The sequence below is a fragment of the Paraburkholderia sp. A1RI_3L genome (genome assembly GCF_048957895.1).
Lineage (GTDB): Bacteria > Pseudomonadota > Gammaproteobacteria > Burkholderiales > Burkholderiaceae > Paraburkholderia > Paraburkholderia kururiensis.
Map to the genome: position 1 here is coordinate 1 of NZ_JARCHA010000018.1, position 21,831 is coordinate 21,831.

General features: G+C 68.6%; 23 protein-coding genes. 10 read left to right on the forward strand and 13 right to left on the reverse strand.

Translation table 11 applies throughout. The annotated features are described in order from the left end of the window. Both PXJ20_RS29525 and PXJ20_RS29530 read right to left on the reverse strand, forming a co-directional pair. On the reverse strand, window positions 1-1,083 hold a 1,083-nt coding region (locus PXJ20_RS29525), incomplete at its 3' end, for a winged helix-turn-helix domain-containing protein (RefSeq protein ID WP_421057463.1). 273 nt (window positions 1,084-1,356) lie between these two features. Next, on the reverse strand, window positions 1,357-1,974 hold the full coding sequence (locus PXJ20_RS29530; RefSeq protein WP_421032223.1) for a GNAT family N-acetyltransferase: 618 nt from the start codon (window positions 1,972-1,974) through the stop codon (window positions 1,357-1,359). Window positions 1,975-2,222: 248 nt separating this feature from the next. Between PXJ20_RS29530 and PXJ20_RS29535 the strand changes: the two genes are divergently transcribed. Next, window positions 2,223-2,822, forward strand: coding sequence for a hypothetical protein (locus PXJ20_RS29535; RefSeq protein ID WP_421032224.1), 600 nt, complete (start codon window positions 2,223-2,225; stop codon window positions 2,820-2,822). 157 nt (window positions 2,823-2,979) lie between these two features. Here the strand turns inward: PXJ20_RS29535 and PXJ20_RS29540 are convergent, their stop codons facing one another. The 11 genes from PXJ20_RS29540 to sctU all read right to left on the reverse strand — a co-directional run bounded on the left by PXJ20_RS29540 (window position 2,980) and on the right by sctU (window position 13,541). After that, window positions 2,980-3,444: a CesT family type III secretion system chaperone gene (locus PXJ20_RS29540; RefSeq protein ID WP_017775650.1), complete on the reverse strand. Its 465-nt coding sequence runs from the start codon at window positions 3,442-3,444 to the stop codon at window positions 2,980-2,982. A gap of 112 nt (window positions 3,445-3,556) precedes the next feature. Next, a complete protein-coding gene (locus tag PXJ20_RS29545) occupies window positions 3,557-3,748 on the reverse strand; it encodes a hypothetical protein (RefSeq protein ID WP_413214958.1) in 192 nt (63 codons plus the stop codon). 145 nt (window positions 3,749-3,893) lie between these two features. Then, window positions 3,894-4,136 carry a hypothetical protein gene (locus tag PXJ20_RS29550; protein ID WP_017775652.1) on the reverse strand — a complete coding sequence of 81 codons (243 nt, stop codon included), beginning with the start codon at window positions 4,134-4,136 and terminating at the stop codon, window positions 3,894-3,896. Window positions 4,137-4,146: 10 nt separating this feature from the next. Continuing rightward, window positions 4,147-5,601 carry a secretion protein gene (locus PXJ20_RS29555; RefSeq protein WP_421032225.1) on the reverse strand — a complete coding sequence of 485 codons (1,455 nt, stop codon included), beginning with the start codon at window positions 5,599-5,601 and terminating at the stop codon, window positions 4,147-4,149. A gap of 255 nt (window positions 5,602-5,856) precedes the next feature. Next, window positions 5,857-7,008: a hypothetical protein gene (locus PXJ20_RS29560; RefSeq protein WP_421032226.1), complete on the reverse strand. Its 1,152-nt coding sequence runs from the start codon at window positions 7,006-7,008 to the stop codon at window positions 5,857-5,859. Beyond that, on the reverse strand, window positions 7,005-7,268 hold the full coding sequence (gene sctS / locus PXJ20_RS29565; protein ID WP_017775655.1) for a type III secretion system export apparatus subunit SctS: 264 nt from the start codon (window positions 7,266-7,268) through the stop codon (window positions 7,005-7,007). Before sctS ends, PXJ20_RS29560 begins: the two co-directional genes overlap by 4 nt. A gap of 22 nt (window positions 7,269-7,290) precedes the next feature. Continuing rightward, window positions 7,291-7,941, reverse strand: coding sequence for a type III secretion system export apparatus subunit SctR (gene sctR, locus PXJ20_RS29570; protein ID WP_199541819.1), 651 nt, complete (start codon window positions 7,939-7,941; stop codon window positions 7,291-7,293). Further along, the gene (gene sctQ, locus PXJ20_RS29575; RefSeq protein ID WP_421032227.1) at window positions 7,925-9,457 is read right to left on the reverse strand and encodes a type III secretion system cytoplasmic ring protein SctQ; all 1,533 of its coding nucleotides are present in this window, start codon (window positions 9,455-9,457) and stop codon (window positions 7,925-7,927) included. Before sctQ ends, sctR begins: the two co-directional genes overlap by 17 nt. 104 nt (window positions 9,458-9,561) lie before the next feature. Next, on the reverse strand, window positions 9,562-10,242 hold the full coding sequence (gene sctP, locus PXJ20_RS29580; RefSeq protein WP_421032228.1) for a type III secretion system protein SctP: 681 nt from the start codon (window positions 10,240-10,242) through the stop codon (window positions 9,562-9,564). Window positions 10,243-10,271: 29 nt separating this feature from the next. Further along, window positions 10,272-12,446 (reverse strand): FHIPEP family type III secretion protein, encoded by a 2,175-nt coding sequence (locus PXJ20_RS29585; protein WP_421032229.1) that lies wholly within the window; start codon window positions 12,444-12,446, stop codon window positions 10,272-10,274. 18 nt (window positions 12,447-12,464) lie between these two features. Next, window positions 12,465-13,541, reverse strand: a complete 1,077-nt coding sequence (gene sctU / locus PXJ20_RS29590) for a type III secretion system export apparatus subunit SctU (RefSeq protein WP_017775660.1) — start codon at window positions 13,539-13,541, stop codon at window positions 12,465-12,467. Window positions 13,542-13,868: 327 nt separating this feature from the next. Here sctU and PXJ20_RS29595 point away from each other — a divergent pair, with 327 nt between their 5' ends. The 9 genes from PXJ20_RS29595 to sctT all read left to right on the forward strand — a co-directional run bounded on the left by PXJ20_RS29595 (window position 13,869) and on the right by sctT (window position 21,693). Then, window positions 13,869-14,867: an alpha/beta hydrolase family protein gene (locus tag PXJ20_RS29595; RefSeq protein WP_421032230.1), complete on the forward strand. Its 999-nt coding sequence runs from the start codon at window positions 13,869-13,871 to the stop codon at window positions 14,865-14,867. Between the two features lie 298 nt (window positions 14,868-15,165). Further along, window positions 15,166-15,750 carry an HrpB1 family type III secretion system apparatus protein gene (locus tag PXJ20_RS29600; RefSeq protein ID WP_026121634.1) on the forward strand — a complete coding sequence of 195 codons (585 nt, stop codon included), beginning with the start codon at window positions 15,166-15,168 and terminating at the stop codon, window positions 15,748-15,750. 119 nt (window positions 15,751-15,869) lie between these two features. Then, window positions 15,870-16,253 carry a type III secretion protein HrpB2 gene (locus tag PXJ20_RS29605; RefSeq protein WP_017775663.1) on the forward strand — a complete coding sequence of 128 codons (384 nt, stop codon included), beginning with the start codon at window positions 15,870-15,872 and terminating at the stop codon, window positions 16,251-16,253. A gap of 2 nt (window positions 16,254-16,255) precedes the next feature. After that, window positions 16,256-17,122, forward strand: coding sequence for a type III secretion system inner membrane ring lipoprotein SctJ (gene sctJ / locus PXJ20_RS29610; RefSeq protein WP_421032231.1), 867 nt, complete (start codon window positions 16,256-16,258; stop codon window positions 17,120-17,122). A gap of 88 nt (window positions 17,123-17,210) precedes the next feature. Then, window positions 17,211-18,008 (forward strand): type III secretion protein HrpB4, encoded by a 798-nt coding sequence (locus tag PXJ20_RS29615; protein WP_421032232.1) that lies wholly within the window; start codon window positions 17,211-17,213, stop codon window positions 18,006-18,008. Continuing rightward, window positions 17,993-18,859 (forward strand): type III secretion system stator protein SctL, encoded by an 867-nt coding sequence (sctL, locus tag PXJ20_RS29620; protein ID WP_421032233.1) that lies wholly within the window; start codon window positions 17,993-17,995, stop codon window positions 18,857-18,859. Before PXJ20_RS29615 ends, sctL begins: the two co-directional genes overlap by 16 nt. Then, a complete protein-coding gene (gene sctN, locus PXJ20_RS29625) occupies window positions 18,856-20,229 on the forward strand; it encodes a type III secretion system ATPase SctN (RefSeq protein ID WP_017775667.1) in 1,374 nt (457 codons plus the stop codon). Before sctL ends, sctN begins: the two co-directional genes overlap by 4 nt. 55 nt (window positions 20,230-20,284) lie before the next feature. Beyond that, window positions 20,285-20,878, forward strand: coding sequence for a type III secretion protein (locus PXJ20_RS29630; RefSeq protein WP_421032234.1), 594 nt, complete (start codon window positions 20,285-20,287; stop codon window positions 20,876-20,878). Continuing rightward, window positions 20,875-21,693, forward strand: a complete 819-nt coding sequence (gene sctT, locus PXJ20_RS29635) for a type III secretion system export apparatus subunit SctT (RefSeq protein ID WP_126877139.1) — start codon at window positions 20,875-20,877, stop codon at window positions 21,691-21,693. Before PXJ20_RS29630 ends, sctT begins: the two co-directional genes overlap by 4 nt. Window positions 21,694-21,831: the final 138 nt, after the last annotated feature.

Sequence of the window (21,831 nt, forward strand, 5' to 3'; positions counted from 1 at the left end):
TCCCGCGTCGAAGAGCGCGAGGGCGCTCATTGCGCTGCGGCTGCGGCGCGTGTCGGCGGGGTGCGCTGCGAAGGGCGTGCCGGGCAGCGTGGCGATTCGTGCGAACAGCAGGCGCAGGGCGTCGAACTCGGGCGCATCGACGGGCCCCACGTCGAGGCGTTCCGGCGTGCGCAGCGGACCGAGCGGCACGACCTGCTCGCCGGCGAGAAAGAGCGGGGCAAGGCTCGTCGCAATGACGTGCACCGACGTCGCGGCCACGATCGTATCCACGAGCCAGCCGGCCGGCTCGCTCAACTGCTCGCTGCAATCCACGATCAGCAGGAGGCGCCGCGTGGCGAGCGCCGCGACGAGCCGTTCGAATGCGGCAATGCCGGGCTCGGGCGCAATGCCGGGCTCGGGCGCAATGCCTATCGCGAGCGCCACGGTTTCGGCCAGGCCTTCGCCCTGCGCGTCGCGCGGCAACGTGACGGAGAGCACGCCGTCGGGGAAGTGCGCCCCGAGCCGGCGCGCCACCTCGCGCGCGAGCCGCGTTTTGCCGATACCGGGCGCACCCGCCAGCGTGACGATGCGCGTAGCGGGCACGAGGCCGAGCAATTCGGAGAGTTCCGCGTGGCGGCCCACGAACGGCGTGAGACGCGTGGGCACGCGCAGCGCATGCGCGGGTTCCGCCAAAGACGTTGCTTCGCCGGCGCGCAGCGGCTGCTGCGCGCCATGCGCTACCGCATCGTCTTGCGCCGCATCGGTTTCGATCGTTCGGACCGGCGCGGCGAGCCGGTAGCCGAAGCCGGGCACGGTCACGACGAGATCGCGGTCGGCACCCAGTGCGCGGCGCAGCGCGGACACCTGGGCCTGCACGGTGTTGTTGTCCACGCCTGCGCGTGCGGAATCCGAGGGCCAGCCGCGCTCGCCGAGCCGCGCAAGCGATACCGGCCGGCCCTCGGCTTCCACGAGCGCGCACAGCAGTTCGAGCGCGCGGGCGCCGATCTCGACGGGCACGCCGTCGGCGGTGAGGCGGGGAGGGTGCGGCGACAGCCGGTAACGGTTGAATGCAAAGACCGGCCCCGTAGGTCGTGGTAACGACATCGTGGCTCTCCATCGTGAAGGGCGGCCCGGGTCGTGCCGGGGCTCGCGCAGCGCGTGTGGGGTAACGCGCCGGGTTGCGCCTTTATGCGCCGGCCGCCGTCTTGAGACGTCCGGGTTCGATCAAAATGCCGCAAGCTTATTGCGTTGCAGGCGGATGGGCAAGAACGCCCACACGGCGAAGCGCGTTGCAGCGATGCGCCGCGCATGGCGCGCGTCGTTGCACTGCGCCATCTCGTACACGCCGTTTTGTCCGCTGCCCGCGCGAGGTATCGCTCAGGCCGGCTCCCAGTCGATGCTTCGCGCGAGCCAGTCCGTGGCCGCATCGGCTTGCGGCGGCGCAGCGACGGGGCGCGTCATCGCGTAGAGGTAGCTGTCGCCGGCGGCGAGGCCGAGGTTCGGCCGGCACTCGTGATTCACGAGCCGGCCTTCGAGCGTGAAGCCGAGCCGCTCCATCCCGCTGTGTGCTTTGCCGTCCACGGCGCAGTACGCGAAGATGCGCAACACGCTCGGCTGGGCAATGGTCCAGTGAAGCAGCCGGCGAAGCGCGTCGAGCGACGCGCGCCGCCGGCGTGCCGGCCCTGGCCGGCTGATCATGAAGCCCACTTCGACGCGCGGCAGCGTCGCCTGCATCTGGATCTCGCCGGCAAGCAGCCCGGTTTCCTTGTACTCCATCACCCAGCGGAACGCGCTGCCGCTTTCCCAGTCGGCGCGCACGGCCTCGATGTAGGCGAGCGTCTCCTCGCGCGTGCGATGGCGCGGCATGCGCATGTAGCGCGTGGTTTCCTCGTCGCCGAGCATTTCTTCGAACAGCGCCTGCGCGTCGCGGCTTTCGGGCGCGCGCAGCAGCAGCGTGTCGGTCTCGAACCGCTCGGGCGGACGGAACTGCAGCATCGTGAACTCCACCGGATGGGGCAGTCGATTATGTCCCTCGCTGCGCCGCGTGCCACGCCGTGGTGCGAACGCAGGCGGTGGGGGACGAAGCGCAAGGGGCGTGCTGCCGCGCGTTCACGCGGTTCGTCCTGCGGTCGAGTGCTTCGTGAACCGGTGCGTGCGAATGGGCGGCTTGCGTTATCTGTCTGCTGTGCCGGGTCGTGCGCGAGCGCGGCCCGATCCGCCCAGAACGAACGAGGTTCCATCCGATGACGAAACTCGACGGCGTCTCCACGTCCTTGCCAGGCTCCATCCCGATCACGCCGGGCCCCGCGAAACCCGAGCCGGCGAGTTCGAAGCAGCCGGGCACGCTCACGGGCACGGTGCTGCCGCCCTCCGCGCAGGCCGTGCCTGGCGCGCAGCTGGCAGGACTGGACTCGACGGGCGCGACGCACGGCAAGCACCGGAAGGCTACTTTCGCGGCGGGGGCCTCGGACGTGACGGCTATCGGCGCCGCGCCCTCGCTGCGCAAACGCGGCCTTGACGATGCACAGGCGAAGCGCGCCGCGCTCGCGCTGCGGCCCAAGGGCAGCGTGGCGAAGCCCGTGACCGACAGCACGCATTCGAGCACCCACGAACCGCCGCCGCCGCTCGAAGAGGTGCTGACGCCGCCGCACGAAGACACGCCCACGGCCGACGGCGCTCAGGCCGCGGGCAAGACGGAGCAGCCTGCGGGACTGCACGAGATGGCGGCGCTGCACAAGCTCGCGGAGGCGCGCCGTCAACTGAGCGAGCACTGCACGCAGGCTCTCTCGAAGATCATCGAGAAGGGGGTGGAGATGGTCGTGGAGGCGTCAAAGGCGGCGTAAAAGGGGGCTGCGCAAGAGGCTGCGTACGACGATGCAGAAGAAGCCGCACAGGAGATCGCCTGAGAGGCGGCATAAGCGGGCAACGTAAGCCGGCGACATAAGCGGGCAACATAAGCAGGCGACATAAGCGCCGGCGCCACGGCGCGCCTAAGAACCGTCACGCCCTCAGCCACATATATTCGCCCGCCACCACGCCCTCGAACATCTCGTCCGTCGATTCGATGATGTTCTGGCGCCAGTAGCGTCCGTGCTCCGCATAGTGCGCGAGCAGATCGGCGAGTACGGCGCCGTCCACGTCCGGCGTCATCGGCACGCGCAGCACGAGCACGATGCCGCCCGTGTCGGTGTCGAGCCCGAGCTGCGCCTGGTCCTGCGCGTAGATCAGCAGGTTCGCTTCGAGCATCAGGCGGAACACCGTGAGCGTGCGCCCCGCCGTGACCGCGCCGTAGTGAAAATTCGCGTAGAGCGCTTCGAGGTCGTTCTCGAAGTGTTCGAGGCGCACGTCGAAGCCTTCCACTTCGATGGACCGCGTGCGCAGCACGTGGGCCGCATCGGCGAGTCCGACGGTGCGGCACAGGTCCTCGACAAGTTGCGCGTAGCGCTCCGATGGATTCAGGTTCACAGGCGGCCGAAAGAGGCGAAGCGGAAACGAAGAGCGGCCGGCGTGCGTCGCGAGCGGCGGCGCGTACCGGCCGGTGATGCAGTTTGCGAAGCTGGGGTGGCCAGGCCGTCCGTCAGCCTGCGCGCGACGCGTCCTTCACGTTGCTTGCGCCGCTCTTCGTGACGTTCGCGAGCGACGACGCCATGGACTGTTGCAGCTGCATTTGCGCCGATGCGAGCGTCATCTGGTTCATCTGGTCGGTGATGCCTTGCATCTCGCCCATCGTGGAGGCGCTGCTGAGAGCGCCGGTGAGCATTTGAGCCATAACGTTACTCCTCGTTGAAGTGACAAGATTGCCTTCCGGCACGGCGGCAGCAGCGCAGCCGTGCTGCTGTGCCGGAAAAGCCTCGTGCCCGGCGCCGCGTGCCGTGTTGCGCCCGCGGTGTGCCGGTAGCTGCGCCGCGTGTGTCTTACGCAGCGCCGCGTTTTTCCTGCAGGTGCGCGACGATGCGGCTCGCCGCCAGCATGCCGCGATAGAGCTTGCCGAGGTTGTCGCGGTCGGTCGCCGTGGCGCCCACCGTTTCGCTGATGTTCTTCGCGGTGGCATCCAGCGCCGTGCGAATCGCCGCGATGCGCGGGCCGCCGTTCGGATCGGCCAGCGTCTTCTGCAGATCGTTGAAGTCGGCGGCGCAGGCTTGCAGGGGTTCGTACATGTCGTCTCTCCTACGGGGTATGCGGGGTGGGGCGGCTTGCAGCGGCGGTGCTCGAAGCGCTGTTCGAGGCGGCGCTCAATGCCGCATGCGAAGCGGCATTCGGAGCGGTATTCGATGTGGTATTCGATGTGGTATTCGATGCGGCGGCGGCTCCGGAGCCTGCTGCTGCGGCCCCGGAAGCAATCCCTGAAGCCGCGCCCGGCCCCGGCGCCGGTTCCATCACGCCCGTCGCCGCGCCGGTGGTCACGGTGGGCGGCACGCCGCTCGCGCTGTTCGCCTGCGCCGCGGCCGCGCCCGGGGCGCCGCCGGCGCCGTCTGCACTGGCGGCTGCCGTGTCCGAGGCAGCATCCGGCGGATCGGGCTGGGCATAGATGTGCTTCACGCCATCCGGCGTTTCCGCGTAGCGCACCGTGTCCGAGGTCATCAGCATCGAAAACGACGGCGGCAGCGGCTGGTTCTCCGTGGACTGCGTCACGTGGCTGCGAATGGCGCGCACGTTCTCGCTCAGATCGTGGCGCACGCGCGCGATGGCGGCGTCGAGATCGGCTGGATTCGACACGCTGCCTGTCACGTCGAACGCACCGTTGCCCGCGTACGCGACGCGGGCGCCGCGTACGCCGAGCGAATCTTCGATGCTGTGCACGTCGTTCTGCGCCACGTCGTAGCGTCGATAGATCGACGTCTGCGAAAAGCGCGAAAGCAGGCGGCGTACCGCGACGTCGTCCTCGGGCGTCGCCACCATGCCGGTGACGAGCACCGTGTTGCCCTCGGCGTGCGCGCGCAACTCGTTCTGGTGCGCGGCGGCGAGCGTGTCGTTGACGCGCTGCGCGAGGCCGCCCGCGTCGTGAGGCAGCGCGGCGCGGCTCACCATCGTGGTCATCAGCACGGAGCCGATCACGATCACGGCGCCCAGCATCGCGCAGGCGAGCGCGATGCCCGCAATCTTGCGGCGGCGCGAGCGTTCCGCCTCGCGGCGTTCCTCGCTGGGCTTGATGAGCAGCGTGGAGAGCAGATCGAGGTCGCTTGGCCAGGCCGCATCGGACCAGCCTACGCACAGCACGGTCTCGCCGAACTGCATGGGCACGAAGTCGACGAGCAACACGGTGCCCGGGTCGATGGGGCTGCTGGCGTCGGCGAGCGTGACGCCAGTCGCCGGGTCTGCGGCCAGGTTTGACGCCGGGTTCGCGCCACGCGTGCCGCCGGTTTCGAACCTGCCGGTTTCACCGGCGCTCGCGCCGGCCGCACCGCCTTCCGCCTCGACCGCTTCCGCCGCATCCGCCGTCTCGGCCACGACGCGCCGCGCGCTCACCACGCCGTCCGCGTCGACGGCGAGCAGCACGTCGGCGCCGCGCCAGTCGGAGATGCGGATGTCGGCGTCGTCGTCCGGGCCGATGCGGTGCGTGCCCGGACTCAGACGCAGCTCGGCGCCTGCATGAACACCCGTCAGGATACGCAGCAGTTTCATCGTGTGGACGGACCCGACCCTGTAAGCGTGAGGCAAATGCGTGCACGGTGGCGCACGCGTCTGACGCTACTCTAGCCGCCTGATATGGCGCGCCGGCCCGCGATGCGAAGCGCTCAGCGGCGAGGCGAATCGATTGGGCATGCGCCGCTTTTCATGCGCCGTGGCGCGGGCGACGGCGCGCGACCCACGCTCGGCTCGGTGGCGCTCGTTTGCGCTCGTTTGCGCTCGTTTGCGCTCAGGTATGCCCGGATGTACTCACCCCCGCCGAAGCGCGAGCATGCCGCCGCGCAGCACCTGTAGCGTGTCGGTCTGATGGGCGAGGCGCGTGGAAGTGGTGGGCCGCGATGCGCTGAAAATCAGCAGCCCGAGCAGCAGATTGAAGCGGCCGACGCGGTCGGCGAGCAGCGTTTGCGCAGCATCGCCATTGGCGGATGCCGGAAGCTCGGCGGAAGGCGGGCTGGCTGGGGAGCTAATGGCCGGGCTAGCAGCGGGGCTAATACCGGGGCCAATACCGGGGCCAACAGCAGGGCCAATACCGGGGCCACGAACCGACGAATCAAGCGCCGCGCCGCTCGCCGGCAAGGCGCCCGGCGCCGCGCGTAATGCCGTGCTCAAAGCGGCCGTGCTCAAAGCGGCGTGCGCGGCCACGCCCGTCCGAGGCGAACTCGCGCCCATCGACGCAACGGCGCCAGCCGTTCGCCCGCCGCCTGGCCGCCGCTCGCTCGCCTCGATCAACCGCTGCCGCGCCGCCCCCAGCGTGGCCGGCGAGAACGGGCCGTAGGCGCGCTGCACGGCGAGCAGATCGAGCATAGCTTCGTGAATGCGCGCATCGAGCGGCGCCTGAGGGTTCGCGCTCATGCGCTGACGCAAATCGAGCAACGTATCGCTGAAGGCATCGAGTACCGCGTTCTCGCGCGCGCGCTCGTTCGGCGCCGCGGCCGCGATGCCTTGCAGCGCGCCTTGCGCGAGCGGCGGCACCGTGGCGCCCGGGCGGCTCTTCACGGCGGGCAGATCCGTTGCCGCTTCGCCATGACCATCGCCGTCGCCATGATGTTGCTGGCCGCTTCCGCTGCCCCCTCCGCCGCCGTCGCGCGTCACGCGGCGGTGTTCTTCGGGCGCGTGGCCGCCGTCGTCGATGTCGTCGGAACCGCCGCTCACGTTGCGGCGCGTCCTGCGCTCCGCGCGGCGTTTGCGCGCGAGCGAATCCGCGAGTTTGCGCGCACGCAGCTGGCTGCGCGTGGGGCCTTGCGGCTGGGCCTGGTAGCCGAAGGTCGTGTCGCGATACTGCACCGCGAAGCGTGCCGCACTGCTGTCGTTCGAGCTCGGCGTGGCGTTCGTCTGCGCCTGGTTGATCGACGACGTCTGCGCCGGTTGCGGCGTCTGCGGTGGTCCGCCGATGCGGGTCATTGCGGCACCGCCGTCTGCATGATCTCGTTGGCGAAGTGCAGGATGGCGGCCGCCGAAAACGGCGCGGCAATCACGATCGCGACCGTCACCGCGACGAGCTTCACGCCGTGCGAGAGCGTCTGGTCCTGCATCGACGTGATGGCCTGCAGGAACGACACGCCAAGGCCCACCACCGCGGCCACGATCACGATGGGCAGCGACACGTACATGCACAGCAGCATGCCCTGCGTAGTGAAGCGAACGAGCGTATCGACGTCCATGAGCTTTTTCCCGCTTGTCCCGCTACTTGTAGGTGAGCACGAGGCCGTGAATGAGCGTGGACCATCCGTCCATCACCACGAAGAGCAGCAGCTTGAACGGAATGGCGACGTTGGTGGGCTGCACCTGGTTCAAGCCCATCGCGAGCAGCACGTTGGCGATGATGAGGTCCACCACGATGAACGCGATGTAGAGCAGAAAGCCGATCTTGAACGCGTCCGTGAGCTCGCTCAGCGTGAACGCGGGCGCAAGCACGATCAGGTCGTTTTCGTGCAGGCTGCTGGCGGCGTCTTTGGGCCACACCACGTTCGCGGAGCGGATGAAAAACCGCTTCTCGCGTTCGTTCGCATGCTTTTGCAGGAAGCTGCGAAACGGCTCGCGCGCCGCGCCGAACGCCTGGATCAGCGCCTGCGAAGGCTGCCCCGAAATCTGCTGGCCTTCCAGCGTGTGCGCGGCCTGCATGCCCACCGGCGCCATCACGTAAAGCGACACGAGTATCGCGATGCCGTTGAGCACCATGTTGGGCGGCACCTGCTGCACGCCCAGCGCGTTGCGCAGGAGGCCCAGCACGACCACGATCTTGGCGTAGGAGGTGACCACCATCGCGACGAAAGGCAACAGGCTGATCGCAACGACGACGAGCAGCAGCCCGGTGATGTCACTGAACTGGACCATCGCCGTGCGCCATGCGCAGAATCCGGATGCCGAGGTGTTCGCCCACCGTGACGAGTTCGCCGTAGCCGATGGTCTGGCCGTGCGTGACGAGCTTCAACTGCGCGTCGGCCACGGGCGTCGGAAGTTCGAGCACGTAGCCGGGCCGCAGCGCGCAGAGCTGCGAAAGCGGCAGCGCGACCGTATCCACTTCGAACTGGACCGGCAGATCCAGCTCGCCGATTTCGATCGGGTTCTGCGCTTGATCGTCGGCGAGCGCGTCGTCGGCGCGCACGGGGTCCAGTTCGTCGGACATGGTCGGCTCCTTCGTGATGACTAGCGTGTGCCCGTCGAATTGCGCGGGCGCGTGCAGACGGATGAGGCCAGGCGTGCCCCAGGCGGCGATCGCGAGGGCAGTGCCGGCGGGGTGAGGCGCGCCCGGGCCGGCGTGGCTGGTGTGGCTGTCGTGGCTGGCGGGCCCGTTCGGGTCCGTGAATGCGGCCTGTGCTGCGTGCGCTGAGTTCGGGGCGTGCTGGCCGGGTTCGGCGTGGGAGCCGTCCGCCGTCGCCGCGTTTCGTGCCGCGCGCGCGGCCGCGGCCAGCAGCGGCGCAAGGCTCGCCGTGAACGTGCGCAGCAGCACGTCGCCGGGCGCGAGCGCCCGCAGCGTTTCGATGGAAAGACGGCGTGCGCCCAGCACGAGCCGGCCGGGCACGCGCAACTCGCCGAGCCTTGCGCGCAGTGCCGCAGCGGCATCGGGCGCAAGGCTCGCGTTCTTGTCGGCGTTCTGGCCAACGTCCAGCAGCGCCGGCAAGCCACGGCGCGCGAGCGCGGACATCTGCGTGGCGTGCGCCTCTTCGAGCACGGCGAGCAGTGCCGGGGTGAGCGCGATTTGCGCGGCGACGCGGCGGCCGTCGAGCGTGAAGGCCAACGCCACCGATGCAGCCTGCGCATCGCTTGCGAGCAGGCCGCGTGTGAGCCGCACGACGTGCAGATCGCCGAGGCCTAACGCGGCAATGCGCTGGAACAGCGGCTCGAGCAGCACGCCGAGAATCGCGGCGCGCAACGCGCGGTCGCTGTCGGCGGATGCGGACGTGGCCCCACGCGCAGGCGACGCGGCGATGGCCAGCGCGGGATGCGCGGCGAGGTCGAATGCTACGTGCAGGGGGCCGGCGGCGTGCGCGAGTTCGAGCACGCCGGGCATCTCGAACGACGCGGCCAACGCCTGCGCGGACAGATCGCGCGGCGCGATGCCTTCCACCGACGCCTGCCAGTCCACGATGCTCAGCCCATGACCCAGCACGACCGGCGTGCGTGCATCGCAGAGCACGCGCGACGCACGCGCGGCCAGGTGGGCGACGGCGCGCAACGGCAGGCGTTGCGTGCCGTCGCCTGCCGCTGCGCTGCGCCCCAGGTCGGGCACGTTCTCAGGCAGGTTCGCCGCATGACGCGCGCGGGCCGGATGCCCGGTCTCGTACGCGGTGCGCGGCGTTGCCTCCAGGTGGGGCTCGCCGGCCGGCATTTCAGCAGTCAGATGGCCCATGCAGTGTGGCCCCGCAAGGCGGGCGCGTTCGTCGAGCGTTGAGGGTTGCGCCGCTGCCCAGCGGGTGAAACCACTGAGACGGGTAAGAAGGGAAGCCGTGACGCTCACCAGACCGAAAGCTCGATGTCGCGCGGCGTGCCCCACGCGCGCAGCAACTGGTCCAGTTCGCGCTCGAGCAGCGCACTGTGGTGCAACAGTAGCTGCTTCGTATCGGCGTCCGGCGTATCGAACCGAAGCGAAAGCCTGAAACGCGAAAGCGAAAGATACAGCGTGGTGTCGGGCAGGATGGCGCGGTCGAGCGGCATCTGCACTTCCCAGTTGCCCGCATCGCCAATGGCCTGGTCGCTCGCGAAGGCGGCCACTTCGGTGGCAAGCGACGTGGCCAGTTCGAGGAAATGGCTCTGCGTGCGGAACATCGAATCGACGATGGGCAGCGTGACGTGCGCGAGCCGCTCGGGCAGCAGGTCGTCGCTCGTGGGCGGCGCGGCGTTGCTGTGGCCGGCGAGCGGCGCGCCTGGGCTGCCGCCGTGCGTTTCGCTTGTGTTGGCTGCTGCGTCGTCCGGCGTGTCGTCGTGCTTGAGCCGGTTGTGCGCGGGCGTGTCGTGGTCTTCTGATGCGCTCGTGTCGCCCGACGCGCCCGCATCCCGGCCCGGCGGTCTTCGCGCGCGCACGCGGCGCGCGAGCGCGGCGTAGTCGAAGCGTTTCGCGCGGGCTTCGTCAGGGAGCGGCTGCGGTTCGGCGTCGCCCGGAATGATGCGCAGCGGTCGGGACTCGATGTGGGCCATGAGCGTGGTGGGCGCGATTGAATGCGCGCTCAGATCGTGACGCGGCCGAGCGGTTGCAGCTCGACGTGCTCACCCAGCTCCTGGTACGAGTACACCGAAAGCCAGTTGAGCCGTGCCTCGATCATCCGGCGCACGTAGCGGCGAATGTCCATCGACGTGACGAGCGCCACGCCTTCGCGCGGCACCTGGCCCACGAACGACTGGATCTTGTCGATGAGGTAGTTGGCCTCGTCGGGCGGCAGCGCGAGGAAGTTGCCGGTGGGCGTCTGCTTGATGGCCTGGCGGATGTGCTGCTCCACGGGCAGGTCGAACAGCACGGCCGGCAGCTGCCGCGCACCGCCTGCCGCGCGATGCGCGAGAAAGCGCGCGAGGTCGCCGCGCACGTACTCCGTGAGCATCAGCATGTCTTTCTCTTTCGCGCCCCACACGATGAGGCTTTCCAGGATGTTGCGAATGTTGCGGATAGGCACCTGTTCTTCGAGCAGGCGGCGCAGCACGTCGGCAATGCGCTGCGGCGGCAGCACCTTCTGCACCTCGGCGACGAGGCCCGGGTAGTCGGTGTTCTGCTGGTCGAGAATCCACTGCACTTCCTGAATGCCGAGGAAGAGCGACGCGTGGCGGCGCAGCATCGCGACCGACGCATGCGCGATGACCTGCTCCGCGCGCCAGGCCTGGGTCTTCGCGGGCAGCGCTTTTTCTTCGATCCAGTAGGTGGGGCCGGGGCCGCCGTCGAGGCCGGGGCGTTGTTCGGCGCGTTCGCGCAGCGTGGCGAGGTCGGCGGCGGTGAGTTCGCCTTTGAGTGGAGTGGGCGCGTTCGGCGATGTGGCCTGGCCGGTGCCTGTGCCGTCCGTCGCGCCATTGCCCGCACCATTGGCCGCATTCACTCCTCTCAGCCTCGCCGGCTCCGGCAGCATCACCTTGCCTGCGGGCAATTCGAACGAGCAGTACGGCACGTCGTGCATCAGCAGCTCGCAGGTGGAGGGCGGCAGTGCGTCGCTCGTCCACATCGTGATGCCGGGGAAGGGCAGGCCCAGATACTCCTGGAGCTTGCTGCGCTCCGCTTCGAACGAGCTGTCGAGCGCCGCGGTGGAAAGCCGCGCCACGAGGTCCGGCGCGATGCGCACGCCGAGCGGGCAGGCGAACTGCGGCGGGCGCGCCAGAATGGCGGGCACGTCCACCTTCGAGCCGGCGCGCTGCATGGCGTTGACCGCTTCGGTGGCATGCGAGGCGGACGCGGGCTGCTTCCTGCCGAGCCGCCACGCGCAGAACGCGAGCGTGCCCGAGAGCAGCAGAAAGAGCGAAGTGGGGAAGCCCGGCACGGCGGCGAAGCCCACCAGCAGCAGGCTCGCGAAGTAGAGCGCGCGGGCGCTCGTGGAAAGCTGGCGGCCAATCTCGTCGCCGAGCGAAAGCTGCTTCGCCTCGCGCTCGTCGGCCACGCGCGTAATCATGATGCCCGCCGCAACCGAGAGCAGCAGCGACGGAATCTGCGAAACCATCGCGTCGCCCACCGAAAGAATCGAGAACCGGTTCGCGGCCTCGCCCGCCGACATGTCGTGATACGCCACGCCCACCGCGATGCCGGCCACGATGTTGATGAGCGTGATGATGAGCCCCGCAATGGCGTCGCCCTTCACGAACTTCATGGCGCCGTCCATGCCGCCGTGCAGCTGGCTTTCCACGGCGAGCGTCGCGCGTTTTCTGCGCGCCTCTTCGGGCGTGATGATGTTCGCGCGCAGGTCGGCGTCGATGCTCATCTGCTTGCCGGGCAGCGCGTCCAGCGTGAACCGCGCGCCCACTTCGGCCACGCGTTCCGAGCCCTTCGCGATCACGATGAACTGCACCGTCGTGATGATGACGAACACCACGAGCCCCACCACGAGGTTGCCGCCCACCACGAGTTCGCCGAAGCTTTCGATGATGTGGCCCGCGTCCGCATGCAAGAGGATCGACTTCGTGGACGCGATGTTGAGCGAGAGCCGGTAGAGCGTGGTGAAAAGCAGCAGCGAGGGGAACACCGAGAGCGATACCACGCTCGGCACGTACATGGTGATCATCAGCAGCGTCACGCTGATCGTGATGTTCACCGCGAGCAGCACGTCGATCAGCTCGGGCGGCAGCGGCAGGATCATGAGCGAGATGATCGCCACCACCAGCATCGCGATGCCGATTTCCCCGCCTGCCGGCAGCTTCAGGGACTTGAACATGCGGCTTTCTCCGTGGGATCAGTTCGGCAGCGCGCTGCCTGTTTCGGGCTTCTTCACGGCGAGCGCGTCCACCCAGCGCAGAATCGCGGCCACCGTTTCGAACAGTTCTTCGGGAATCGGCTCGTCGAGCGCGACCTTGTACAGCGCGCGCGCCACCGGGGGATTGCCGATGATGGGCACGTTGGCGTCCTGCGCGAAGCGCCGCAATTGCGCGGCTTGCTCGTCCATACCCTTGGCGATGACGAGCGGCAGCGGATGCTCGTCGGGCGCGTAGCGGATTGCCACCGCGTAGTGCGTGGGGTTCACGATCATCGCGTTGGCAAGCGTCACGCGCTGCTGCGGCGCCGCGGCGGTCATCAATTCGCGTGCGAGCCGCTTGCGCTCGCCCTTGATCTTGGGGTCGCCTTCCTGCTGCTTGTACTCGCGCTTCACTTCGTCTTTCGACATGCGCATGCGCCGCATGAACATGAAGCTTTGCAGCTTGACGTCCGCGGCGCCGATCACGACGAACACTGCCGCCGCAATCAGGCAGAGCTTCACGAGCAGGCTCCAGAGCATGGTGGAGAGCTCGGGCAGCGGCTGATAGAGCGAGCCCACCATGAGCGGGAACATCCAGCGGATCGTGAACCACATCACGGCCCCGACGATGGCGGCCTTGATGACCATCTTCACGAGTTCGATGATGGTGCGCATCGAGAAGATGCGCTTCAAGCCCGCCATCGGGCTCGCGTTCTGGATGTTGGGCACCACCGGCTTGGTCGCGATCTGGAAGCCCACTTGCGGGATCAGCGCGGCCACGCCCGCGGCAGCGGCCACGGCAACGCAGGGCACGACCACGAGCAAGGTCTCGCCGCCAATCTTGTAGAGGCGCGCCACGAGCGCGGGCAGCGAGTGGTCGCCGGAAACGAAGTCGAGCGTGAGCGTGACGATGGTGCGAAACGCACCCGCGAAGACGCCCGCGGCAAGCAGCAGCGTGCCGGCCACGGCCACCATCACGACGGCATCGACCAGGTCCGTGCTCTTCGAGACCTGGCCGTCCTTGCGTGCATCGCGTAGCCGCTTCGATGTGGGTTTCTCGGTCTTTTCCTCGCTCATCGCCTGGTGCCCCGGGCGGCGAAGGCCCCGCGGGTAATGGGTGACTGATGGGTGACTGATTGCCGGGTGACGGATGCGTCACGAGATACGCAAAAGGCGCACGCCTTGTGCGCCGATGTTCGACGATATCGGCTGCATGCGGTGCGGGTGCGGGCGAAGCGAAGCGGCTGGCGGGCAAGCGAAGGGGCGGGCCGTGCGGAGGGTCGGCTGGACCATACTGCGGTTTCGCGGCGGTTTGCTTCGCGACTGCCTTGCACCTGTCTTGCACCTGCTTCGCAGCTGCGCCGCACCTGCCCCGCTCGGGCAATGACCATGACGGAGGGCGCCGTGAGAGGGTTGGCCGTTGTTGCGGTGCTTATCGGGCTCGTCGCCGTACCCGTGCCGGGACGCGCCGCCGATGTCGGCTTCGAGCAGATCAAGATACCGAACGGGGCCGAGCCGCCGCTCACCGCAGGCATCTGGTATCCGGCCGATGGGCCGGCCGCGCCGCATTCCGTGGACGCACTCACGCAGGCCGCGGGACCCGATGCGCCCGATGCGCCCATCGCCGGCGATCATTTGCCGCTGGTGGTGCTGTCGCATGGCGGCGCCGGCTGGTATGGCGCCCATTACGACACGGCGCTCGCGCTGGCTCATGCGGGTTTCGTTGCGGCGGCCGTGAGTCACGCCGGTGACACCGTCAATGACCAGAGCGGCGTCCTGCAACTGTGGCGCCGTCCTGAACAGCTACACCGCCTGATCGATTACATGCTCGACACGTGGCACGGGCACGAGCGGCTGGACGGAAAGCGCATCGGCGCGTTCGGCTTTTCCAACGGCGGCTTCACGGTGCTCGTGGCGGCGGGCGGCGTGCCGGACCTTTCTACTATCGCCCCGTTTTGCGAAGCCCACGCCGGGCAGGACCTCTGTGAAGCGCTGCACCATGCCGGCGTCGATCTTCATTTCGCGGCGAATGTGCCGGCACGGGCGTGGGTGCACGATCCGCGCATTCGCGCGGCGGTCATTGCAGCGCCTGCGTTCGGCTTCGCCTTCGGCCGCGCAGGGCTCAGCGGCGTGCGCGTCCCGCTTCAGCTCTGGAGCGCCGCCGACGATCGCCATCAGCCGCATCCGTACTACGACGAACCGGTACGCGACGGTTTGCCTCGCGCACCCGACTATCGCCTCGTGGCCGACGCCGGCCACTACGACTTCCTGCCGCCGTGCGGCGCGCGCCTTTCGCGGACGCAGCCTGCACTCTGCAGCAGCCTGCCTGGGTTCGACCGTGCGGCGTTCCACGATTGGTTCAACGCAGACGTGGTGCGTTTTTTCAGGGCCATGCTTCCGTAGCGAACGGCGGGTTGCGAGACCGCCGTCATCGCTCGTTTCGCCGCCGCCTGTCGTGACTTGCGCTTCCCGGTTGGCCCGCAGTTGGCCCGCAGTTGCCCCACCCGTTGCCCCACCCGTTGCCTCGCGGCGTACCCGCTTCGCACCCGTTGCGCTCGCTTCGCGTTGCCGCTGCTCTGGCGGGACGGCGCTGCGTATCGTTGGCGTGAACCATTGCGGCGGGCGTGAACCATTGCGGTCGTGGATCGACCCGTCGCGCCGCATCGTGGTCTTCTTTCACCCTGTGCAGGAGCCTTTCGACATGAGCGTGACCTCGCCGAACTATCTCAACTGCAGTCCGGACATCGTCGGTGGGCTGATCGAGACCGTCTCGACTGCGCTGCTCTCGAACTTCCCGAAAGTGGAGGCGGACCCGTACGACATCGAACTCGTGCTGGACGCCTTGCGCGTGCTGCGCCCGAAGGTGGCCGAGATCGACACCTTCGAGGGCATCATCCACATGACCCGCGGCCACTGGGACGACGCCGTGCGCGTGTTTTCGCGCGTGGTGGAGAACGCGCCGCACTTCGCGTATGCGAAGGCGCTGCTCGCGTTCTGCCTTTCGGTGAAGGGCGATCCGAACTGGCGTCAAAGCGCGGCCGAGGCCGTGCAGGCCAACCCGAGCCGCGACACGCAACAGCTCGTGCGCGCGCTGGAAGCCCGCGAGGATCTGCTCGACGCAGTGCGCAAGCATCGCAACGGCGGCCCGCTTGAAATTCCGCTCTCGGTCACCACGCTCAACGACGAAGAGGAAGAGCGCGCCGCCACGGCGAGCCCTCAGCAGAGCACGCGTCAGCCTCAGGACCCGCTCGCGCAGCAGGGCTACCAGGGCTATCTGCGCGCTTGAATGGACCTGAGCGCGCGACGGCGTCACGCCTCTACGTCTAGCCGTTGCGCGTAATCGCACGCAATCGCATGCCGTGACTTGCAACGGCGTAGAAGCAACCTTCCCGCAGGAGAGCGGCAATGAGCGTATCGGTGACGGCCAAACAGGTGGAAAGCGCCTTGCAGGCCACCCAGCAGGCGAGCGACCCGTCGCTCGCGCAGCAAGGCGAGAAGTTCAGTTCGATGATGAAGAACCCTCGCATGGCGAAGCCCGAGCACGCGGACGGCGAGAACACCAACGTGGTGTCGAAGCTCGTGGCCGCGCAGGACGCGGAGATCCAGCAGTCGGTCAACGACGTCGTGCAGTTCTCGCAGCAGGCGCCGCAGATGTCGATGAACGAGATCATGGCCGCTACGACGAAGATGACGCTCGAAATGGCGAGCACGCAGCTCGACATGGAAGCGAAGATGGGCGTGGTGGACTCGTCCAAGTCCGCTATCGAAACGTTGATGAAGAACCAGTAGCCATGCACGCCACGACGGGCCACGCGGCACGATCCCTCCGGCAGCCGGAACCCCGGCGGCGCCGCGCGCGCGGCGCCACGCTCGTGGCCACGCTCGCGCTCTGCGCGGCGCTGGCCGGTTGCCAGAAGGAGCTGTACAGCAATCTCACGGAGCAGGACGTCAACGAGATGCTGGTGGCGTTGCTGGAGCAGGGCGTGGACGCCTCGAAGGCGACGCCCGACAACGGCAAGACCTGGGCGCTCGACGTGGACAGCAACCAGATCGTGCGCGCCGTGGAAGTGCTGCGCTCGCGCGGCCTGCCGCACAGCAAGTACGACGATCTGGGCAGTCTCTTCAAGAAGGACGGGCTCGTGTCCACGCCCACCGAAGAGCGCGTGCGCTTCATCTACGGCCTCTCGCAGGAACTTTCGTCGACGCTTTCGAAGATCGACGGCGTGATCGTCGCGCGCGTGCAGATCGTGCTGCCGAACAACGATCCGCTCGCGCAGCAGATCAAGCCGTCTTCGGCGTCGGTGTTCATCAAGTACCGCCCGGATTCGGACGCGGGCGCGCTCATCCCGCAGATCAAGACGCTCGTCATGCACAGCGTGGAAGGGTTGACCTACGACGCGGTGAGCGTCACGGCCGTGCCGGCAGACCCGGTCGAACTCTCGAAGCTGCCGCAATCGCATTCGCCGCTGCCCGTCATTGTGGGCGCCGTGCTGGTGCTGGTGATCGGCGCCGCAGGCCTCTTCCTCTGGATGAAGCGCGGCGTGCCGCACAAGGCGGGCGGCGGTTCGCCCAAGGGCGGCACGGGCGACGCGCTGGGCGCGAAGGTCAATGCGCTGCTCGCGCGGCTGCGGCGGGCGGGCCCTTCTTCCACGGCCTGAGGGCGTGGTTATCGAAACGCCCGGAACTGGCGGAAACACCGGAACCATCAGGATTCAGGCGGGGATTCGGGCACATATTGCACACGCCATGGGTGCTTCTACCGGCTTTCCTTTCGCACGAGCTGCCGCCGCATTCGCGGCGTGGGAGCGCAACGCGCGTACGGCGGTGCAATGGGCGCATCCGTCGTGGCTCGCGGGCGCGTTGGGCGTGGCGCCCGCGGCGCTCGATACCTTCTACGCGGCGCTGGGCGGCAACACGAATGCCGAACCGCGTGCCGACGCAAACGGCCAGGGGCTGCGCCGCAACGCCCTCGATACCGCGTCGCGCGCCTTGCTCCGCTCACTTCAGGTGCCGCCGCCCGCATTCGACACGTGGTTCAGGCCCGGCCCGCAGGTGCTCGACGCCTTGCCGGCCGTGCTCGGTCTGAACGTGCTGCGCATGCGCGCGCTGCTGTTTCGCCGCGCGGACGTGCGGCGGCTCATCGACAAGCGCAGCCGCATGCAGCTGGCGCAATGGGTCGGCGTGCCGCTCGACCGTCTGCTCGCCCAGGCGCCGGGCACTGCGGCAACGAACGCACCGGACACGGCGCGGCTCGTCGCGCGCGGCGCGATGCCGGCGCTCGATGCGCTCGACGCCGGCACGCTCGCGCTGGAAGGCTACGCGCTGATGGCGCGCGACGCCCATGACGCCCGCACGGCGCTTTCAGCGAACCTTGCCGGCCCGGCCGACGCACCGTGCCCGCTGCTGCGCCTCGCCTTGCCGCGTGAACTGCCGCCCGTGCCGTGGCTCGACGCCGCCGCGCGCGAGCCCGATCCGTTGGGCACGCCGCAGTTGATCGCGCGCTTTCCCGAACTGCTTCCGGAGTGGGCATGGTTATCTGGCTGAGATCCGACCGCCATCTGCCGAACCCGGCCGAGGTGCAGGCTGGCGTGAATGGTGTGAAGCACATCGGCGTGCACGGCGACGTGGTGCCGCGTGCCGCGTTCGGCGCGCTGATGTCGCTGGAAGCGGGCTACGCCCAGCTTGCGGCCGACCGCGAAGCGATGCTCGGGCAGGCACAGGCCGAAGCGCAGGCCATCATGGAGGCCGCGCAGCACGAGGCCGCGGCCATTCTTGCCGACGCCCGCGCGCAATACGACGAGGCGGCCCAACGCGGCTATCGCGACGGCGAAGCGCGCGCGCTCGCCGACTGGATGGCGCGCCAGGCCGATGCCGGCGACGACCAGCGCCGCACGCAATTGAAAATGCGCGAGCGCCTGGCCGAAATCGTGACGGTCGCGGTCGAGCAGATCGTGCACGTGCAGCAGTCCGAGCAGTTGTTCGAGCGCGCGCTCGCCACCGTGGACCGCATCGTCGAAGGGGCCACGTATCTGCGCGTGGCGGTGAGCCCTGGCGACTACGACAAGGCTTGCGTCGCGTTCGAGCGGCTTTCGTCGCGCTGGCGCGAACTGGGGCGGCCGTTCCCGCTTTCGGTGGTGGCGGACAAGCGGCTGGCGCCCGGCAGTTGCATCTGCGAATCGGACTTCGGTGCCGTGGACGCAAGCCTCGCCACGCAGCTGCGCGCCATGCGTTCAGCGGTGTCGCGCGCGCTCAAGCATTCGGCAGGCGAAATCGACGGGCTGGCGTGGCAGCAGGCGTCCGATGAACCGGGCAACGCCGATAGAGGAGAACAAGCCGCGCCCGACTTCGAAGACCGCGCCCTGCACGACCCCGACCCCGACCCCGACCCGCAATGAGCACGCCCCAGGACACCTCGGCTACCCGCGCCGCGGTCTCGCGCCGGCTGCTCGACGTCGAGCGCCTGACTGACGCCATCGAGCAGGAGATTCTTGCCACGCGCAGCATTGCGCGCACGGGCAAGGTGCTCGAAGTGATCGGCACGCTCGTGAAGGTGGGCGGCCTCGACGTCTCGCTCGGCGAGCTGTGCGAGTTGCGCGCGCCGAACGGCGCGCTGCTGCAGTACGCCGAGGTGATCGGCTTCACGCGCGACGTTGCGCTGCTCTCGCCGTTCTCGCGGCTCGCCGACGTCTCGCGCTCCACCCAGGTGGTGGGGCTCGGCCGGCCGCTCTCGGTGCCCGTGGGCACGGCGCTGCTGGGGCGCGTGATCGACAGCCTCGGGCGGCCCATCGACGGGCTCGGTCCCATCGACGCCACCGGCGAGCGCCCCATTTTCGCGGACCCGCCCGACCCCATGAGCCGCCGCCTGATCGAGGCGCCGCTTGCCACCGGCGTGCGCGTGGTGGACGCCATGATGACGCTCGCCGAAGGGCAGCGCATGGGCATCTTCGCGCCTGCGGGCGTGGGCAAGAGCACGCTGCTCGGCATGTTCGCGCGCGGCGCGCAGTGCGACGTCACGGTGATCGCGCTGATCGGCGAACGCGGCCGCGAAGTGCGCGAGTTCATCGAGCTGATTCTGGGCGAGGAGGGCATGGCGCGTTCCGTCGTGGTGTGCGCGACGTCGGACCGGTCTTCCATCGAACGCGCGAAGGCCGCCTATGTGGCCACCGCGATTGCCGAGCACTTTCGCGACGAAGGCTGCCGCGTGCTGCTGATGATGGATTCGCTCACGCGCTTTGCGCGCGCCCAGCGCGAAATCGGCCTCGCCGCGGGCGAGCCGCCCGCGCGGCGCGGCTTTCCGCCCTCCATCTTCGCGGAGTTGCCGCGCCTGCTGGAGCGCGCGGGCATGGGTGCGCGCGGCTCCATCACTGCGCTCTACACGGTGCTGGCCGAAGACGAATCGGGCAGCGATCCCATTGCCGAAGAAGTGCGCGGCATTCTGGACGGCCACATGATTCTCTCGCGCGAAATCGCCGCAAAAAATCAGTATCCGGCCATCGACGTGCTGGGCAGCCTCTCGCGCGTCATGCCCCAGGTGGTGCCGCGCGAGTACGTGGCCGCGTCGGCGCGGCTGCGCGAACTGATGGCGAAGCACCGCGAAGTGGAGATGCTGTTGCAGATCGGCGAGTACCAGCCGGGCGGCAACCCCGTGGCGGACGAGGCCATCGGCAAGATCGACGCGATTCGCGCGTTCTTCTCGCAGGGCACCGACGAATTCGCCTCGCCCGACGAGACCGGCGCGCAACTCTTCGCGCTCGCGAACGGCTAACGCCTTATGCCTTATGCCTTATGCCGCCAGCAAGCCCAGGAACGAACCTAGCGCCATGACCGCTAACCGACGCCGCATCGCTGCCCTCACGCGCACCACCGAACGCCGCGAGCGGCTGGAGGAGACGCTGCGCGCCGCGCTCGCGGCACGGCGCGAGGAGGCTGTGCAACTGGCGGCGCAGCGTGACGACAAGGCCGCCGAGGTGCAGCAGGCGCGCGAAACGCTGGCGCAATGCCACGCGAGCATCGGCGACATGATGGGCGGCAGCGCGGCGTTTTCGCTGGCCGATCTCAACGCGGCCATGCGCTACGCCGAAGTGGTGGCCGACCGCGTGCGCGTGCTCGAAGCGGATCTGGCCGCGCTCGTTGCGGCCTGTGAGGCGAAACAGCAGGAGATCGTCACAGCGGTGCGCGCCATTGCCAACAACCGCGGGCGCATCGAACTCTGCAACGAGCGCATTGCGGCGCTGCGCCGCCGCGACGACGAAGCCGCGAGCGACGCCGCCGACGAGGAAGCCGAAGAAGCCGCGCTCGCACGCCTCGCCGCGGCGGCACGGGCCGCGCGCGAAGCGCACGAGAGCCGCGACCTGCGCCGCGACGGGGGCGACAGGCTCGACAACAACGCCACCCGCCCGCATGAACCCGCATGAACGACCTCTTCAATGCGCTGCCGCAACTGGGCACCACGTTCGTTGGCTACATGACGCTGCTCGGCATCTGCTCGGTGCGCCTCCTCGTCATCATGTCGATGTTTCCGCCCACGGCCGACGGCGTGCTGCAAGGCGTGGTGCGCAACGGTGTGGCGATGCTGCTCAGTACGTTCGTGGCTTACGGTCAGCCGGCCTCGCTCATGACCACGCTCTCCGGCGTGCATCTGATCGAACTCGGGCTGCGCGAAGCCGTGATCGGGCTCGTGCTGGGCTATGCGGCCTCCACCGTGTTCTGGGTGGCGGAAAGCGCAGGCACCTACGTGGACGACCTCACGGGCTACAACAACATGCAGGTCACCAACCCGTTGCGCGAGGAGCAGTCCACGCCCACGGGCGCGCTGCTTTCGCAGGTGGCCATCGTCGCGTTCTGGACGCTGGGCGGCATGACGTTCCTGCTCGGTGTGGTCTACGAGTCGTATCACTGGTGGCCGTTGACCTCGAATACGCCGGTGGCCGCGAACATCTTCGAAAGCTTCGTGCTGCGCCAGACCGATACGCTCATGCAGACCACCGCGAAGCTCGCCGCGCCCATGCTCTTTATCCTGCTCATGATCGACTTCGCATTCGGCTTCGTGTCGAAGTCGGCGCAGAAGCTCGACCTCATGACCTTGAGCCAGCCCGTGAAGGGCGCCATGACCGTGCTGATGCTCGCGTTGCTGGTGGGCATCTTCGTCGATCAGGTGAAGGACCAGCTCGTGCTCACGAGCCTCGGCGAACAACTGCGCGCCATCGCGGCCGCGCAGCCGCACCATTGATGCCGCGGGCGTCTGCTTGCGCCACCACCCATCACGCATCGAACCTCAACAGTTCTCAAATCGCGCGCGCCAATAAGATTTGTTGAAGATGTGGGCGAGGGGCTCCGATACATTGGGCTCACATGGTCGCCTGTCGGG

Bases quoted from the DNA above. Each gene is read 5' to 3' on its own strand.
- PXJ20_RS29545 (WP_413214958.1), bottom strand. From the start codon at position 3,748: ATGGCTCAAATGCTCACCGGCGCTCTCAGCAGCGCCTCCACGATGGGC.
- PXJ20_RS29585 (WP_421032229.1), bottom strand. From the start codon at position 12,446: ATGTTCAAGTCCCTGAAGCTGCCGGCAGGCGGGGAAATCGGCATCGCG.
- sctL (WP_421032233.1), top strand. From the start codon at position 17,993: ATGGTTATCTGGCTGAGATCCGACCGCCATCTGCCGAACCCGGCCGAG.
- sctN (WP_017775667.1), top strand. From the start codon at position 18,856: ATGAGCACGCCCCAGGACACCTCGGCTACCCGCGCCGCGGTCTCGCGC.
- PXJ20_RS29550 (WP_017775652.1), bottom strand. From the start codon at position 4,136: ATGTACGAACCCCTGCAAGCCTGCGCCGCCGACTTCAACGATCTGCAG.
- PXJ20_RS29600 (WP_026121634.1), top strand. From the start codon at position 15,166: ATGAGCGTGACCTCGCCGAACTATCTCAACTGCAGTCCGGACATCGTC.
- PXJ20_RS29530 (WP_421032223.1), bottom strand. From the start codon at position 1,974: ATGCTGCAGTTCCGTCCGCCCGAGCGGTTCGAGACCGACACGCTGCTG.
- sctQ (WP_421032227.1), bottom strand. From the start codon at position 9,457: ATGGGCCATCTGACTGCTGAAATGCCGGCCGGCGAGCCCCACCTGGAG.
- PXJ20_RS29555 (WP_421032225.1), bottom strand. From the start codon at position 5,601: ATGAAACTGCTGCGTATCCTGACGGGTGTTCATGCAGGCGCCGAGCTG.
- PXJ20_RS29605 (WP_017775663.1), top strand. From the start codon at position 15,870: ATGAGCGTATCGGTGACGGCCAAACAGGTGGAAAGCGCCTTGCAGGCC.
- sctR (WP_199541819.1), bottom strand. From the start codon at position 7,941: ATGGTCCAGTTCAGTGACATCACCGGGCTGCTGCTCGTCGTCGTTGCG.
- sctT (WP_126877139.1), top strand. From the start codon at position 20,875: ATGAACGACCTCTTCAATGCGCTGCCGCAACTGGGCACCACGTTCGTT.
- PXJ20_RS29535 (WP_421032224.1), top strand. From the start codon at position 2,223: ATGACGAAACTCGACGGCGTCTCCACGTCCTTGCCAGGCTCCATCCCG.
- sctP (WP_421032228.1), bottom strand. From the start codon at position 10,242: ATGGCCCACATCGAGTCCCGACCGCTGCGCATCATTCCGGGCGACGCC.
- PXJ20_RS29615 (WP_421032232.1), top strand. From the start codon at position 17,211: ATGGGTGCTTCTACCGGCTTTCCTTTCGCACGAGCTGCCGCCGCATTC.
- sctU (WP_017775660.1), bottom strand. From the start codon at position 13,541: ATGAGCGAGGAAAAGACCGAGAAACCCACATCGAAGCGGCTACGCGAT.
- PXJ20_RS29630 (WP_421032234.1), top strand. From the start codon at position 20,285: ATGACCGCTAACCGACGCCGCATCGCTGCCCTCACGCGCACCACCGAA.
- sctS (WP_017775655.1), bottom strand. From the start codon at position 7,268: ATGGACGTCGATACGCTCGTTCGCTTCACTACGCAGGGCATGCTGCTG.
- sctJ (WP_421032231.1), top strand. From the start codon at position 16,256: ATGCACGCCACGACGGGCCACGCGGCACGATCCCTCCGGCAGCCGGAA.
- PXJ20_RS29560 (WP_421032226.1), bottom strand. From the start codon at position 7,008: ATGACCCGCATCGGCGGACCACCGCAGACGCCGCAACCGGCGCAGACG.